The following is a 15,011-nucleotide window of genomic DNA, read 5'->3' as shown; positions in this document are numbered from 1 at the left end:
ACTCCTTTGCTAGAAAAAAATGACGACATTGCGATGCTCTTCCTTCGGCTGAATCGCCGTTCCTTCTTGAAGGGCTTCCGAAGCTCCGTTGATGACGGTGCTGACGGCCGGATGATTGCGGAGGATCAAGCGCCATTTCTTTTGCACGCCTGTCGTTTTGACGGTTATCGTGTTTTGCTTTCTGACAGCCTTGATCGTCATCGTTTCTTGTTTTTCATTGTAGATCGTCTGTTCTGCCGAACAGCCGTCTTTTAAATGGTAGAGGCAGAATTCGACACCGTCGAGATAATCGTAGTCCGGCCGGTCAGATACATCTCCGAGCGGGAGCAGGGTGTTTTCCCGGACGAACAGAGGCAGCCCCATATAGCCGTACTGCTCTTGTTTCCACTCTCCGCCTTCCGCCTCTTTCCCTGTTAACAAGTGTGTCCACGTTCCTTTCGGGAGGTAATAGGAGACAGCGCCGTTTTCTTGAAAAACCGGGGAGACGAGCAGGCTTCTGCCGAGCATGTATTGCCTGTCGAGCCAGTCGCACGTCCGGTCTTCAGGAAATTCGAGGAGCATCGCCCGCATGACCGGAACGCCTTCAAGGTGAGCTTCATAAGCGGCGGCATACAAATACGGCATCAGCCTGTGCTTTAATTTGACAAAATACCTCATCACGTCTGACGCTTCTTCGTCAAACAGCCACGGCACCCTGTACGATTCGCTGCCGTGGAGGCGGCTGTGCGTCGACAGCAGTCCGAATGCCGTCCAGCGTTTATACAAATCGGCAGAAGCCGTGCTTTCAAATCCGCCGATATCATGGCTCCAAAATCCGAAGCCGGAAAGGGAGAGGGACAGGCCGCCGCGAAGGCTTTCAGCCATTGAATCATAGCTGGCAAAACAGTCTCCGCCCCAGTGAACGGGGAATTGCTGGGAGCCGGCTGTTGCGGATCTGGCAAACACGACGGCTTTCTGTTCGCCGCGTTTTTCTTTCAGAAGGCCGAACACGGTTTTGTTGTACAAAAATGAGTAATAGTTGTGCATTTTTTCGGGATCTGACCCGTCGAAATAGACGGCGTCCGCGGGAATTCTTTCGCCGAAGTCGGTCTTGAAGCAGTCGACGCCCATCTCCAGCAGATCCTCAAGTTTTGAGCAGTACCAATCGCGCGCTTCCGGGTTTGTAAAGTCAACAATCGCCATTCCGGACTGCCAGCGGTCCCACTGCCACACATCGCCCCGGCCGTTTTTTAGGAAATAGCCGTTTTCTTTGCCTTCGTCAAAAAGCTTTGACTTTTGCGCGATATAAGGGTTGATCCATACACAGATTTTGAGGCCCCTTTCCTTCAGGCGGCTGAGCATCGCTTTCGGATCTGGAAAAAACCGCTCATCCCATTCAAAATTGCACCATTCGAATTCCTTCATCCAAAAGCAGTCAAAATGGAAGACGCTGAGCGGGATATCACGCTCTTTCATTCCGTCGATAAAACCGGTGACCGTCTTTTCCGAATAATCGGTTGTAAAAGATGTCGACAGCCACAGCCCGAAGGACCAGGCGGGCGGAAGAGCCGGCTTGCCCGTCAACATCGCGTACCTCTTTAGCACATCCTTGGGATCATTGCCGCCGATGATAAAATAATCAAGTTCCTCGCCTTCGACGGAAAATTGCGCTTTTGAGACGATTTCTGAACCGATTTCGTAGGAGACGAGTTCAGGGTGGTTGACAAACACTCCATACCCTTTGTTCGACAAATAAAATGGGACATTTTTATACGCCTGTTCGGTGCTCGTTCCGCCGTCTCTGTTCCAGATGTCAACGGATTGGCCGTTTTTCACAAAGGCCGTAAAGCGCTCCCCGAGGCCGTAAATCGTTTCACCGACTGCGATATCAAGCTGCTCCCTCATATAAGTCCGGCCGTCATCCGCCGAAATATAGGCGAGGCTGTTCGGGGCGCTGCCCGTCAGCTTTTCCGCCTCGCGTGAAAATCGATATCCCCAGCTGCTTTTGTCGACTTTTACGGACAGGCTGCCGCTTTGGAGCGTTAATGTGTCGGCATCTTCCGTAATGAGCGGCTTCATGTCTGTCGTGCAAAGTTCAAAATCCGGCTTTTTCCGGGCTCTCCCTTTATAGTGGAAAACCTGGACCCGGATCACGTCTTCAAGAGGGCTTGAAAACTTGACGGTCAGCATCCCGGTATCGAGCGTGTCCCCCCTTTTCCGGATGTTTTTGACAGGTCCGTACACTGTCAGTGACTGTCCGTCAATCCGGTGGTCATAGGCTTCCTTTGGCGCATTGATCATAAAGCCGTCCCGGGTGAGCCAGTAGCCGTCGGAAAACTTCATATCGCAACAACCCTTTCTTTTACTTAATCGAACCGCTGACAAGCCCTTTGACAAGCTGTTTTTGCAGCATGACAAAGATCAAGATGACAGGCAGAACGGAGATGACGGCGAACGCCATCAGATCGTTCCACTCGATTCCGTATTGGCTGATCACATTGTAGACGCCGGCCGTTAATGGCCACAGCTCCTGGTTTCTGTTAAACGTCAGGCTGAAAATCAAATCCCCCCACGCGAAAAAGAAAGAAATCGCGCCGCTCACGGCAACTCCCGGCATCGCAACAGGCTGAATGATGCGGATAAAAGCCGTCAAACGGCTGCATCCGTCAATTTTGGCGGCATCTTCAAGATCCTTCGGAATTCCGAGGAAAAAGGTTCTGAGCATCAAAACTGAAAACGGAATGCCGAGGGTTGCCGCCGACAAGATCGGACCGATGTACGTATTCAAGAGGTTCAGCTTGCTGAACACGATAAACAGAGGCGTCAAAATGACGGTGGCCGGCAGCATTTGCGTGATGAGAAACAGCAGAATCAAAAGCTTACTGCCGCGGATTTGAAAGCGGGCCAAGCCGTAGGCGGCAGGGACTGAAAGAAGCAGGACGATCGCAGCCGCAGCACCGGAAATGAGCAGGCTGTTCATGAAATGTCTGACTGCACCTTCTGCGAACACCGCTTGAAAACCGGCGGTCTGAAATGTCTTCGGCCACAGAGAAGGGGGTGTTTCAAACAATTCGGCCCCTGATTTAAAAGCGGTGGCGATCATCCAGTACACGGGAAACAGGAAAACCGCCGCAATCAAGATCCCGGCACAATTAAGGAACCATTCCTTCCGTTTCGGCATGTTCACATCACCTCATCTTTTTTGATCAGTCTTACATATACGAGGCTGACCAAAAGGAGAATGACAAACAGGACATTGGCGCTGGCCGCTCCCATGCTGAACTGGAATTTGTCAAAGGAATAGCGGTAGCTGACGGTTGAAAGCACTTCTGTCGAATGAACGGGGCCGCCTCCCGTCATGACGAAGACAAGGTCGAATACTTTGAACGTGTAAATAAAGCCGAGCATCATGACGACGGTGATCACCGGGCGCAATAACGGTATAGTAATGTACATCAATTTCTGAAAGCCGCCCGCCCCGTCAAGGCTGGCGCTTTCGTATATGTCCTCCGGCAGGGAGCTGAGCCCCGCGGAAATGAGCAGCATATTGAAAGGAATCCCGACCCATATATTGGCGATGATGACAGACCAAATCGCGATATCGGGGTTTGACAGCCACGGTACCGGGCTGTCGATGATCCCCCATGATAAGAGAAGCTGATTGAAGATTCCTTCGCTTGAAGCCATCATGAATTTAAACAAAAGAGCCGTAACCGTCAGCGGTATCAGCCAGCTCACCATCATCAGGCCCCTCAGAAACGGGGCGAGGCGAAATTTCATGCTGAAAAAGAGCGCCAGCAAAAAGCCGACCGCAAATTGAAATATGACGCTTCCCGCCGTGTATATAAGCGTATTTTTCAAGGAAACCCAAAATACGTTTTCTTGGGCAAGCCGTTTATAATTCTCAAATCCGATGAAGCTCGCATCATGAGAGGCCATATTTGAAAGGGACAGGTTTTGAAAGCTGAGCAGCAGATTGTAGATTAGCGGATAGCCGATAAGAGCGAGCATAAAAAGAACCGCCGGAAACAAAAAGAAATACCCTTCCCATTTTCGGGCGTACGCTTTGATCATGGTCAAAACTCCTTACCTTAACGTAATGCGCTGATTTTTTTTGCGGCATCGCCCAGCGCATCTTCCGGCGTTTTGCTTTCGCTTAATGCTTCCTGAAGAGCCGTTTGCAGCGCTTCGGAAATCTTCGGCCAGTCTTTCGAAGGGCCCCGCGCTGAAGCGATATCCATAATCGGGATGAAGGCCTTTAGATTCTGATCCGTTTTCCAATGATCGGATTGTTCAATAATATCCTTCCGCGGCGGGAAAACGCCGGTTTCTGCAGTCAACGCCTCAAGCCGCTTCGGATCGAGAAGCCAGGTGATGAAATCCCAGGCGCCGTCGGTGTTTTTCCCTTTGACGGCGACAATGTTCTCCCCGCCGAGCGCCGAAGCGTATTCCTTATCTTTTGGGATAAAGGTGATGCCGTAGTCTAATTGTTCCGCTTCTGTTAACCGTTCAATGTTCCAGGAGCCGTTGATCATCATTGCCAGCTGTCCCGCCGCAAACTGTCTGGCCAGGTCATCCTGCGTGGCATTTAAGACGTCTTTGTCCATCAATCCGTCCTTTACTAAATCGGTTAAAAAACGAAGGGAAGAAACCGCTCGCCCTGATTGCAGCCCATCGATGTCAGCGCCCGAAGACAGGAGGAACGGATAAAATTGAAAAGCGCCTTCCTCCGATTTGACGGCGGACATCGCGAAGCCTTTCGTATGCCCCTTGCTCAACTTTTGAGCCGCCTTTCTCAGCTCGGCCCACGTTTTCGGAGGCTCCGCCACTCCGGCATCGCGAAAGAGATTTTTGTTGTAGAACAAGGCGAGCGCATTGCTTGCAAAAGGAATTCCGTAATATTTGTCTTCATAACGGGCGGATGACAGCGGCCCGTCATAAAACTGCCCGGTCTGTCCCCATTTTTCAATTCTGTCCGTCAAGTCTTCCAGAACCCCCATGGCGGCGAATGAAGCATTGTCGACATTGTCGAGAAAAACGGCGTCAGGCAGCGCATTTCCCGCCGCGCCGACGGACAGCTGCTTTTTCACTTCATTGAACGGAATATACTCTGTCACTACTTTATAGCGGTCTTGTGATCGGTTGTACTGGTCGACAAGCTTATGATACAGCTCCTGTTGTTTTCCTGTAAAATAATCCCATACCTTCACCTCTTTAGCCGCCTTTGAATCTTCGCCGTTGCTCTTGCAGCCTGCGGAGAGAAAAGGCAGACAAACGAGGCAGAGCGTCAAAAAGCATTTTTTTCTCAAGAAGATCCACTCCCTTAACTGGACTGATCGTGAAGAAAAAGCTTGTTAGTTTAATAGCTAAACTAAGTATATTTGGGGGATGCTTCCAATATGCTACCCGAGTTTCGGCAGCACGAAATCGGGGTAAACGATGAATCGGCAAATATCAGCGCTTTAGCCGTTTGACACAATTTCGAACAGAAGCATATAATAGGGGATATATAATATATGCGTATATGTTCATATATAAAATAAATCATCCCGGCTTTTGAAAAAGAAAGGTGAGATAGATGGAAAAAGTGAAGCAGGAATATATGTTAAACGGTCTCGACTGCGGAAACTGCGCCCGGAAAATTGAAGATGGAGTCGCCGGCATGAAAGGAATCGAGACATGTTCGGTCAACTTTGCAACAAGCACCCTTACCGTAACGGTCGAAGGGAACAACGGACGCAATATATCCTCTGAAATCACAAAAAAAGTGAATGCCATAGAGCCGCACATCAAAGTTGTGCCGAAAGAAGGGGCGCAGGGGAAAGAGGCGGAAGGCGATAACAGCATGCAAAAAACGATTGCAAGGCTTGCCTTTGGGACGGCCCTCGGTGCGGCCGGGTTTCTTGTTTCCTCAGGCGGGATCGCGGAATGGCTTCTCTTTTTCCTTGCTTATCTGATCATTGGCGGTGATGTTGTTTACAGAGCACTCAAAAACATCCTTCAAGGCCGGGTCTTCGATGAGCACTTTTTGATGACCATTGCCACTGTCGGGGCGTTTATTATCGGGCAGTATCCTGAAGGCGTGGCGGTCATGCTGTTTTATCAAATCGGGGAGCTGTTTCAGGGAGCCGCTGTCAACCGTTCGCGCAAATCGATCAGCGAGCTGATGGATATCCGCCCGGATTACGCCAATTTGAAAACGGCAGACGGAACGGCCAAAGTATCTCCCGAAACGGTCGCTTGCGGCGATGTCATTATCATCAGGCCGGGGGAAAAAATTCCCCTTGACGGCAAGGTTGTAGAGGGAAGATCGATGGTTGACACATCGGCCTTAACGGGAGAATCCGTGCCGAGGGATATCGCGCCCGGCAAGGAAGTACTGAGCGGATTCGTCAATAAAAACGGCGTGTTAGAAGTGGAAGTCGAAAAAGAATATCACGAATCGACCGTTTCGAAAATTCTCGATCTGGTTCAAAACGCCGGCAGCAGAAAGGCGAAAACCGAAAACTTCATCACGAAATTTGCGAAGTACTATACGCCGTTCGTCGTCATCGTTGCTATTCTTTTGGCGTTTGTTCCGCCGCTTATCGTCCCCGGCGCTTCGCTGTCGGACTGGGTGTACCGGGCGCTTGTCTTTCTCGTCATTTCGTGTCCGTGCGCGCTCGTCGTTTCAATCCCGCTCGGCTTTTTCGGCGGCATCGGCGCTGCGTCAAAAGCCGGCATTCTTGTGAAGGGCAGCAATTATTTAGAAGCATTGAACGATGCGAAATATGCGGTGTTTGACAAAACAGGCACACTGACAAAAGGGGAATTTGCCGTCGTCAAATTGTCTCCGGCCGGAAACGGGACGGAAGAAGAGCTGCTCGGATATGCGGCGGCTGTTGAATACCACTCTGGGCATCCGATTGCAGAATCGATCCGCGAAGCATACGGAAAGCCGGTTTCTCCGGAAGACATCAAAGGCTACAGTGAGATGCCGGGCTACGGCGTCATGGCGGTGGTAAACGGAAAAAGCATTTTGGCTGGAAACGCCAAGCTCATGAAGAAGGAAAACATCCGCTATCAGGAAGATGATGGAGTCGGAACCGTGATTTATGTAGCGGCAGACGGCGCGTTTATCGGTTCGATCCTGATTGCGGATGATCTGAAGGAAGATGCCGAACAGGCGATTTCTTCCTTGAAAAAAGCCGGCATTAAAAAAACGGTGATGCTTACGGGAGACGCAAAAGAGGTCGGCGAAGCCGTCGGAAAGGCGCTTGCCATCGATGAAGTGCATGCAGAGCTTCTTCCGCAGCACAAGGTTGACCTGATCGAAGAGCTTGACAAAGTGAAGCTTCCAAAAGAAAAACTGCTTTTCGCCGGGGACGGGATCAACGATACACCCGTATTGGCGAGAGCGGACATCGGAATCGCAATGGGCGGACTCGGCTCGGATGCAGCGGTGGAAGCCGCTGATATCGTCATCATGACCGATCAGCCGTCAAAAATCGCAGAAGCGATTCAAATCGCCAAGCGGACGAGAACGATCGTCTGGCAAAATATTATATTTGCACTGGGCGTAAAAGGCGTTTTCCTCATCCTTGGCGCTTTCGGCATAGCCACGATGTGGGAAGCAGTGTTTTCGGATGTCGGTGTGACGCTTCTCGCCGTGTTAAACGCAATGCGGGTATTAAGTGTCGAAAAAATGTAACATTTTCACCGCCTAAAGAACTGGAAAAACGTTTTTTCGCGTCTTCACGAACACGGCTTGACTTGTTAAAATGAAAGAGATTATGAAACTGATGAAAATGAGGTGTCTAAGTGAAAAAGAATCAGCAGTCACCGATGAAATTTGCCGTCATCATGACAGTCGTCGTCGTTTTTCTGATCGGTGTATTGGTTGTTCTCAACAATCAAACCGAAAACGCTTCGCAAACGTTTGATGACAAGCCTTCGACCGAAGGGCAGCCGATCCTCGGAAATAAAAAAGCGGCGGTTACCATCACAGAATTCGGAGATTACAAGTGTCCGAGCTGCAAACAATGGACCGAAACCGTATTTCCGGATTTGAAAAAAGATTTTATCGATAAAGGAAAAGTTAATTTTTCATATATAAATTTCGTCAATGAACAGCACGGCAGAGGTTCGGAGCTGAGCGCCCTGGCCTCTGAACAGGTTTGGAAAGAAGATCCCGATTCCTTCTGGGCGTTCCATGAAGCGTTATTTAAAGTACAGCCTGACAACGACACGATGGAAACGGAGTGGGCGACTCCCGCGAAGCTTGCTGATATTGCCGAATCACACACAAAAGTCAAACGTGACAAGCTTATCAAAAGCCTGGATGACAAAACCTTCTCAAAAGAACTGCAAACGGACGAATCGCTGATAGACGAATACAAAGTGGATTCCACGCCGACGATTTTCGTCAATGGCGAAAAAATTGCCAAGCCTTTCGATTATGACCAAATCAAAGAAGCGATCGAAAAAGAGCTAAAAGGCAAGTCCGATGAAAAATAAGCCGTTCTTTCTGTACGGGGCCTGGATCGTTTCTTTGACGGCGACGCTCGGCAGCCTGTACTTCAGCGAGATTCGTAAATTCATTCCTTGTGAGCTTTGCTGGTACCAGCGGATCATGATGTATCCGCTCGTGCTCATTCTCGGAATTGCAACATTTCAGGGAGATTTCCGGGTGAAAAAATACGTGCTGCCGATGGCGGTCATCGGGGGATTTATTTCCCTGATGCACTATTTGGAGCAGAAAGTTCCCGGTTTCAACGGCATTAAGCCATGTGTTACGGGGGTGCCATGCTCAGGGCAGTACATCAATTGGCTCGGCTTTATCACGATTCCGTTCCTTGCCCTTATCGCGTTTATTTTGATTATCATTTGCATGTGCATGATAAAAGGTGAAAAAGAGTAGAGCATTTGCCTCAGGCGATGCTCTTTTTTATCCCTATTCGGCTGGTAAAATGTTATAATATTTGAAATATTTAAGAAGGAGGGGGAATATGGAATTTCAAATCCGCCCGATGGAAAAGAAGGACATCCCGCAAGTGCAGCACGTTGCCAAAACGAGCTGGCATCACACATATGAAGGCATCACCCCCGGCGAGATTCAGGAAAAGTTTCTCGCTTCCGCCTACAATGATCACAGGATGGAAGAACGCCTGGAGCGTTCGTTCCTATACGTTTCTGAAGCAGAAGGAAACATTGTCGGTTTTGCTAACTTTTCCGGGGTTAATGAGAAGGGGGAGGCCTATCTTGCCGCCATTTATTTATACCCGGAATACCAGGGAAAAGGGATCGGAACCGCATTGCTTCATGAAGGGATCAAGCGGCTGAAAGACGCCGGAAAGATTTTCGTCGATGTCGAAAAGGACAATCAAATCGGAATAGCCTTTTACAAAGCAAAAGGGTTTGAGGATGTCTCTGAGTATGATGAAGATTTTGAAGGGCACATTCTCAGGAACGTGAGAATGGTTTTGCACGTATAAATCGGTCTTTCCAGACGTTACTTCAAGGATTGAACGTAATAATACAATAAAACAGCGAGAATGAATGCGATCGCGATTGTCATCAATTTATTCTTCGTGTTTTTGAACATGCGCCTGCTCCTTTCGTTTCGCTTTCTCAACAATATGTGTAATAAACGGTGCTTTCCCTTTTGTATAGGAGTTGCGGTCGTGCGGAAAATGCTGAGCCAAATCCCTTTTCAGTGTTTCATAATCTTCCAGAACCTTTGGATGTGCTCTTAAATAGTCACGGAATCTCAGCTGGTTTTTCCACTCCTCGCTTTTATAAACATAGATATGCAGATGATGAGTGCCGGCCCGCCATTTGCCTTTTCTAAAAAAACGCCGCAGAGGAAACGCTTCGTGGAATACATACTCATAGCCCAGATCACTGAGCGGTTCAATCAAGCGTTCTGCTTCACTAAGATGTTTGACGCCAACCATCAGATCAAGCACAGGTTTTGCGGCAAGACCGGGAACCGCGGTGCTGCCAATGTGTTCGATTCCAAGCGCGGTTTTTCCGAAAACCAGCTGCAGGCGCTTTTTTTCAGTTTCATATCGCTCCGGCCATTCTGGTTTGGCATCTTCTATAATGATGGTCGCATCCATCGTTCCCCCTCCTTTTTCGCCGTCCTCTTATTATTATAAGACATTTTATTCTGCAGGGTTGATTTAAACGATGGGGAAGTTATAAAATCAAAAAGATTGAAGATTCGTATGGAGGGCACCTTAGATGGCTTGGGAAGCGTTGAGCATCATCGGAACCATTGCATTTGCGATCAGCGGGGCGATTGTCGCAATGGAAGAAGAGTATGATATTTTAGGAGTTTATATATTGGGAATCGTCACAGCTTTTGGCGGAGGGGCGGTCAGAAATCTGTTGATCGGCGTTCCGGTATCTGCTTTGTGGGAGCAGGGGGCGCTGTTTCAAATCGCGTTAGTGTCGATCACGATCGTCTTTTTGTTTCCGGGTCTGCTTCTGAAGCATTGGAAGGTGTGGGGGAACTTTTCGGATGCGATCGGCTTGGCCGCATTCGCAATCCAGGGAGCCCTGTACGCCGTGCACATGAACCATCCGCTCAGTGCGGTCATCGTAGCGGCGGTATTAACCGGAAGCGGCGGGGGGATCATCAGGGATTTGTTGGCAGGGCGCAAGCCGCTCGTCCTGAAAACCGAGATTTACGCTGTTTGGGCTGCTTTGGGCGGCTTGATCATCGGGCTCGGCTGGGCGGAAAATTCTATCGCTCTGTATCTGCTTTTTGCCATTCTTGTCGCATGCAGGGTCTGCTCGTATATGTTCAATTGGAAATTGCCGAACCGCTCGCTCCGTTCAAATGTGGCTGAATAGAGAAAAGCCGATTTTTCATAATCGAAAAATCGGCTTTTTTATTTTGGGCATGTTGATATAGACGGGCCGTATATGATAAGATGAAGTGTAATTTAACATAAAATTTCATTTTTTATAATTATATCCATATTTATTTTATCACGATTTTTTTTTTGTGTCAAATCTTTTTAGGGAGTGATCTGCATGACAGATATCAACAAAGAATGGCTTGAAGAAGAGAAGCGGATCGAACGCGTATTAAACGAATTGGATCAAAAGCTTCATTCTCTAAAGAGTAAGACAGGCGGACTGAAAGAGGATATCGTCGATTTGAGAAAGCATTTTTGGGATGATGTCACCGTGAACTTGGCCGATGACAAAGAAGCGATCGAGACGTTTGCGAGCATTAAACAGCAGGCGGAGATGTTGGCAGAGCGGGAAAGAAGCCACAAGCAGTTTTACAGCCAGGTGAAAAAGCTGTTAAAAGTGAAGGAGTCTCCTTACTTTGGACGCGTCGATTTTTTGGAGGACGGCGATCAAGAAGCCGAAGCCATTTACATCGGCCTCAGTTCATTGATGGACGAAAAGGAAGAGCGCTTTTTGATTTACGATTGGAGGGCGCCGATATCCAGTTTGTTTTACAACTATGGGCCGGGGCCGGCGCGGTATGAAGTTCCCGGTGAAACGATCAGCGGCACGATTGAGCTGAAGCGGCAGTTTCTCATCAGAAACGGCAGGCTGAAGGCGATGTTTAATACCGATATGACGATCGGGGACGAGCTGCTGCAGGAAGTGCTCGGACAGCAGGCGAATGTCCGGATGAAAAGCATCGTTGCAACGATACAGAAGGAGCAAAACCGGATCATCCGCAATGAAACGAGCCGCATTTTAATCGTCCAGGGGTCGGCGGGAAGCGGAAAAACGTCGGCTGCGCTCCAGCGGGCCGCTTATTTGCTTTATCGCGGGCGCGGGCGGATCGAATCCAATCAAATGCTGCTTTTTTCTCCCAACCTTCTTTTTAACAGCTATGTCGCCGATGTTCTCCCTGAGCTCGGCGAAGAAAACATTCAGCAGACGACGTTTCAGGAATATTTGGAGAGCAATCTCAAAGAGGCGGAGTGTGAAACCCCGTTTGATCAACTGGAATATTGTTTGACGGCATCGGAAAGCGAAGATGACAAAAACCGGATGCAGGCCATTGAATATAAGGCCGGACTGGCGTTCAAAAGCTTGATTGACGAGTATGTAGGGTTTCTTTCGAAAGGCGGTTTGCTGTTCAAAAACGTGTCGTTCCGCGGAAAGAAGATTGTAACAAGCGCCCAAATCCACGATTATTTTTGCTCGCTCGGCGCTTCCGGATCGCTGTTGCACCGGATTGAAACGACGGCAAAATGGCTGCTCGGCATATTGAACAAACAAGAAAAAAGTGAAAGGAAAAAAGAGTGGGCCCTCGAAAAAAGCGAGCTTCTCGATCAGGAGGAATACGCGAATGCCTACAAACAACTGCAGGAAGAACGGCAATTTTCCGAGAACACGTTCGACGATTATGAAAGGGAGCAAAGGCTTCTCATCAACATCATTGTCGAAAGGGAATTCAAGCCGCTGAGACAGGCGGTGAAAGCATTGGGTTTTATCGATTTTAAAGGGACGTATTTACAGCTGTTTTCGGATTGGGGTGCTGCTGCGCTTCCAGACCATTGGGAACGCATTTGCGCCCATACGAGAAAAAGCTTTCGCCTTGAGCAGATTCCGTATGAGGATGCCGCACCTTATCTTTATTTGAAAAATCAAATCAAAGGCGGAGCGAAAAACACGGCGATTCGCCACGTATTTATTGATGAAGCGCAAGATTACTCGCCTTTTCAGCTTGCTTTTCTCAAAGGCCTTTTTCCTTCAAGCAGAATGACGATTTTAGGGGATTTGAACCAGGCGATACTCGCCCACAGCGTTCAGGGGCAGGAGCTTCTTAGCGAAAACGCGTTTGAAGGGGAAAAAACGGAGACGATCAGGCTTGTCCGAAGCTACAGATCCACAAGGGACATCGTCGAGTTTACAAAACCCTTGATCAAAGGAGGCGAAGATATCGAGCCCTTTAACCGGAGAGGGGTGAAACCGACGCTGACGATTTCGGACGATCCCGCTCTGCATCATAAAAAGATAGCGTCCTGCATAACTGCTTTACAAGGTGAGGGGCATAAGACGATTGCAGTCATCTGCAAAACGGTCCAGGAGTGCAAAGAAGCCTTCATGCAACTGGAAAAACATACGGCGCTCAAGCTGATTGACAAAGAAACCCGCGTCTTTCAAAAAGAAGTCGTCATCATACCCGTATATTTGGCAAAAGGCATCGAATTTGACGCGGTCATCGTCTATGACGGATCAAAAAATCGGTATGCGCGCGAACGCGAGCGGACGCTTTTTTATACGGCCTGTACGCGGGCGATGCACGAACTTCATCTGTTTTCGCTCGGAGAGGAAAGCCCGTTTTTAGACGGCGTTCCAAACGCGCTGTACATAAAGAAAAGGGAGTGAATTCACTCCCTTCTCCAATCATATGTATCGCTGCGGATGTCGAGCACCTTGTCATTGATGGATACGTGATTGCTGTCTTTCCATTCGACGTCAGCGTTAACTTCCCTGGAACCCCAATAAATATTTTTTCGGTCGCCGGTTGAGACCTTTGTCAATTCCCCTCTGATGGAAACATCGGGTACCGCCCCGTTTTTCTCGACTCTATAGATGCTGATCGAGTATTTTTTGTTCGGCGAAGCCAGCGATGTAATCTGTACACCCTCAGGCAAGTGTTTCATGGAGTAAAACTGCGTATATACAACATAAGCGGTTGGTATGCCGAGGGCGAGGATAAATGTAATAAGCGTAAACAGCATGTTTCGGAGGGGCTTTTTCTTCAACTCTTCAGATGCTTCATTGACAAAACGCTGCAAATGTATCATCATCCCCTGATCGAAATGTTTTTATATAGTGTAATGAAAAAACGCTGATCTGTCTATTGAAAAGCCTAATGGAGCAGCACCGAGATTTCGTCGATCGCCTGTTTAATATCTTCCTCTGTATTGTAAAAATGCGGAGCGATCCTGATCACGTCTTTTCTCGCTGCTGTAATGACGTTTCTTTCCCGCAATACAGCCCCGATGCCTGCTGCGTCCCCGGCATAAATCGAAATCAGGCTTGATCTATTGCGGACGGTTTGCGGCCCGGCGATCCGCAAGCCTTTTTCCGCCCCGTATTCAAGAGCGAAGCCGGCAAGCTTCCGCAAATACGCGTCGATTCGGTCAGTCCCGGCTTCAAGCAATATCTTTAGGGCGGCGTCCGCTGCATAAAGCCCGGCAAATGACGGGGTCCCCGTTTCAAAACGTTTTGCTCCTTCTGCAAATCGGGAATTGAATAAATCAAAGGCGGATTTTCCGTCTCTTCCGAACCACCCGGTCACCTGCGGCTTGAATTGTCCGGCGAGTCCGCGTCTAACATAAAGAAACGCCGTACCCGGAATGCCGAGCATGTATTTCCTTGTTCCTGCCGCAAGAATATCGACATCCATATCTTTCACGCTGATCGGAACGTGTCCGGCGGATTGGTAAGCGTCAACGAAGAGAAGCGAGCCTTTTTGATGGACGATGTCTGCGATCTGCTTCAAATTTTGTTTATATCCGTTGTAATAGCTGACGTGCGGCACGCATGTCAGAAGCGTGCGCTCACATATGTCTTTTTGTATCTGCTCCAGGTCGATCATTCCGTTATGGCTTTGAATGATTGTGATCTTGTTTTTGAATGCCTGTTGAGAAAGCCAAATCTGTCCGATTGCGGGAAAATCGATATCTGTAAAGGCAACTTTATTTTTTTGCCGATGATGTGGCAGTGAAAGCGCAATGGCCGAAACGGCGTCTGAAACCGAGGCCATGACGGCGATTTCATCTGTCTCGGCGCCGATCAGCCGTGCGAATTTTTCCTTTGCCGATGCCATCTTTTCCATCGCTGCCTGCCAATCGGCACCTGATTCAAGGAGCTGTCTGCGGTATTCGTCAACCGCATCTGAGACAGGCAGCGCCAAAGCGCCTGCAGAACAGGCAGCCAGATAAACGCGGTTTGATAAGACTGGGAATAAAGAACGGAATGAATGAAATGGATGGTTCATGATCGATCTCCCTTTCTCAATGTATCTCAGCCTGACATGTATAGGTTCCCGGCTGTCAAAG

The 15,011-nt window shown here is 48.9% G+C and carries 13 protein-coding genes; 6 read left to right on the top strand and 7 right to left on the bottom strand.

Features of this window, described 5'->3' with window-relative positions; translation table 11 throughout:
- Positions 1–9: 9 nt before the first annotated feature.
- From yicI to NSQ39_RS16585, 4 genes are read right to left on the bottom strand one after another with little or no spacing between them, the layout of a single operon-like run.
- A complete protein-coding gene (gene yicI, locus NSQ39_RS16600; RefSeq protein WP_175075482.1) occupies positions 10–2,322 on the bottom strand; it encodes an alpha-xylosidase in 2,313 nt (770 codons plus the stop codon).
- Between the two features lie 19 nt (positions 2,323–2,341).
- Positions 2,342–3,160 carry a carbohydrate ABC transporter permease gene (locus NSQ39_RS16595; RefSeq protein ID WP_175075481.1) on the bottom strand — a complete coding sequence of 273 codons (819 nt, stop codon included), beginning with the start codon at positions 3,158–3,160 and terminating at the stop codon, positions 2,342–2,344.
- 2 nt (positions 3,161–3,162) lie between these two features.
- Entirely contained in the window at positions 3,163–4,053 is an 891-nt protein-coding gene (locus NSQ39_RS16590; protein ID WP_175075480.1) for a carbohydrate ABC transporter permease, read from the bottom strand.
- Positions 4,054–4,070: 17 nt separating this feature from the next.
- Positions 4,071–5,288: an ABC transporter substrate-binding protein gene (locus NSQ39_RS16585; protein WP_216898718.1), complete on the bottom strand. Its 1,218-nt coding sequence runs from the start codon at positions 5,286–5,288 to the stop codon at positions 4,071–4,073.
- Between the two features lie 269 nt (positions 5,289–5,557).
- Here NSQ39_RS16585 and NSQ39_RS16580 point away from each other — a divergent pair, with 269 nt between their 5' ends.
- From NSQ39_RS16580 to NSQ39_RS16565, 4 genes are all read left to right on the top strand, one after another.
- The gene (locus NSQ39_RS16580) at positions 5,558–7,669 is read left to right on the top strand and encodes a heavy metal translocating P-type ATPase (protein ID WP_175075478.1); all 2,112 of its coding nucleotides are present in this window, start codon (positions 5,558–5,560) and stop codon (positions 7,667–7,669) included.
- A 110-nt stretch (positions 7,670–7,779) separates the two neighbouring features.
- Positions 7,780–8,475 carry a thioredoxin domain-containing protein gene (locus NSQ39_RS16575; RefSeq protein WP_175075477.1) on the top strand — a complete coding sequence of 232 codons (696 nt, stop codon included), beginning with the start codon at positions 7,780–7,782 and terminating at the stop codon, positions 8,473–8,475.
- The gene (locus NSQ39_RS16570) at positions 8,465–8,878 is read left to right on the top strand and encodes a disulfide oxidoreductase (protein WP_046129217.1); all 414 of its coding nucleotides are present in this window, start codon (positions 8,465–8,467) and stop codon (positions 8,876–8,878) included. The genes NSQ39_RS16575 and NSQ39_RS16570 overlap by 11 nt, the downstream gene beginning before the upstream one ends.
- A gap of 88 nt (positions 8,879–8,966) precedes the next feature.
- Positions 8,967–9,452, top strand: coding sequence for a GNAT family N-acetyltransferase (locus tag NSQ39_RS16565; protein ID WP_341016032.1), 486 nt, complete (start codon positions 8,967–8,969; stop codon positions 9,450–9,452).
- An 87-nt stretch (positions 9,453–9,539) separates the two neighbouring features.
- On the opposite strand, the gene NSQ39_RS16560 is transcribed toward NSQ39_RS16565, so the two are convergent.
- Positions 9,540–10,079 carry a GrpB family protein gene (locus tag NSQ39_RS16560; protein WP_046129219.1) on the bottom strand — a complete coding sequence of 180 codons (540 nt, stop codon included), beginning with the start codon at positions 10,077–10,079 and terminating at the stop codon, positions 9,540–9,542.
- A 124-nt stretch (positions 10,080–10,203) separates the two neighbouring features.
- On the opposite strand from NSQ39_RS16560, the gene NSQ39_RS16555 reads away from it, so the two are divergent.
- Positions 10,204–10,818 (top strand): trimeric intracellular cation channel family protein, encoded by a 615-nt coding sequence (locus NSQ39_RS16555; RefSeq protein WP_046129220.1) that lies wholly within the window; start codon positions 10,204–10,206, stop codon positions 10,816–10,818.
- 183 nt (positions 10,819–11,001) lie between these two features.
- Positions 11,002–13,329 carry an RNA polymerase recycling motor HelD gene (gene helD / locus NSQ39_RS16550; protein ID WP_335497675.1) on the top strand — a complete coding sequence of 776 codons (2,328 nt, stop codon included), beginning with the start codon at positions 11,002–11,004 and terminating at the stop codon, positions 13,327–13,329.
- A 2-nt stretch (positions 13,330–13,331) separates the two neighbouring features.
- Here helD and NSQ39_RS16545 read toward each other — a convergent pair whose 3' ends face one another.
- Positions 13,332–13,751, bottom strand: coding sequence for a DUF5412 family protein (locus tag NSQ39_RS16545; RefSeq protein WP_341016028.1), 420 nt, complete (start codon positions 13,749–13,751; stop codon positions 13,332–13,334).
- 65 nt (positions 13,752–13,816) lie between these two features.
- Positions 13,817–14,950 (bottom strand): aminotransferase class V-fold PLP-dependent enzyme, encoded by a 1,134-nt coding sequence (locus NSQ39_RS16540; protein WP_335497677.1) that lies wholly within the window; start codon positions 14,948–14,950, stop codon positions 13,817–13,819.
- Positions 14,951–15,011: the final 61 nt, after the last annotated feature.

It is taken from the genome of Bacillus sp. FSL W8-0848, from assembly GCF_038007805.1.
Taxonomy (GTDB): Bacteria; Bacillota; Bacilli; order Bacillales; family Bacillaceae; genus Bacillus; species Bacillus glycinifermentans.
Note: the sequence above shows the minus strand (reverse complement) of the source record. Positions and strands in the feature narration are given on the sequence as shown.

Excerpts from the sequence above, each read along its gene's own strand:
- yicI (WP_175075482.1), bottom strand. The coding sequence starts at position 2,322 with ATGAAGTTTTCCGACGGCTACTGGCTCACCCGGGACGGCTTTATGATC.
- NSQ39_RS16595 (WP_175075481.1), bottom strand. The coding sequence starts at position 3,160 with ATGCCGAAACGGAAGGAATGGTTCCTTAATTGTGCCGGGATCTTGATT.
- NSQ39_RS16565 (WP_341016032.1), top strand. The coding sequence starts at position 8,967 with ATGGAATTTCAAATCCGCCCGATGGAAAAGAAGGACATCCCGCAAGTG.
- NSQ39_RS16540 (WP_335497677.1), bottom strand. The coding sequence starts at position 14,950 with ATGAACCATCCATTTCATTCATTCCGTTCTTTATTCCCAGTCTTATCA.
- helD (WP_335497675.1), top strand. The coding sequence starts at position 11,002 with ATGACAGATATCAACAAAGAATGGCTTGAAGAAGAGAAGCGGATCGAA.
- NSQ39_RS16560 (WP_046129219.1), bottom strand. The coding sequence starts at position 10,079 with ATGGATGCGACCATCATTATAGAAGATGCCAAACCAGAATGGCCGGAG.
- NSQ39_RS16545 (WP_341016028.1), bottom strand. The coding sequence starts at position 13,751 with ATGATACATTTGCAGCGTTTTGTCAATGAAGCATCTGAAGAGTTGAAG.
- NSQ39_RS16580 (WP_175075478.1), top strand. The coding sequence starts at position 5,558 with ATGGAAAAAGTGAAGCAGGAATATATGTTAAACGGTCTCGACTGCGGA.
- NSQ39_RS16555 (WP_046129220.1), top strand. The coding sequence starts at position 10,204 with ATGGCTTGGGAAGCGTTGAGCATCATCGGAACCATTGCATTTGCGATC.
- NSQ39_RS16570 (WP_046129217.1), top strand. The coding sequence starts at position 8,465 with ATGAAAAATAAGCCGTTCTTTCTGTACGGGGCCTGGATCGTTTCTTTG.
- NSQ39_RS16590 (WP_175075480.1), bottom strand. The coding sequence starts at position 4,053 with ATGATCAAAGCGTACGCCCGAAAATGGGAAGGGTATTTCTTTTTGTTT.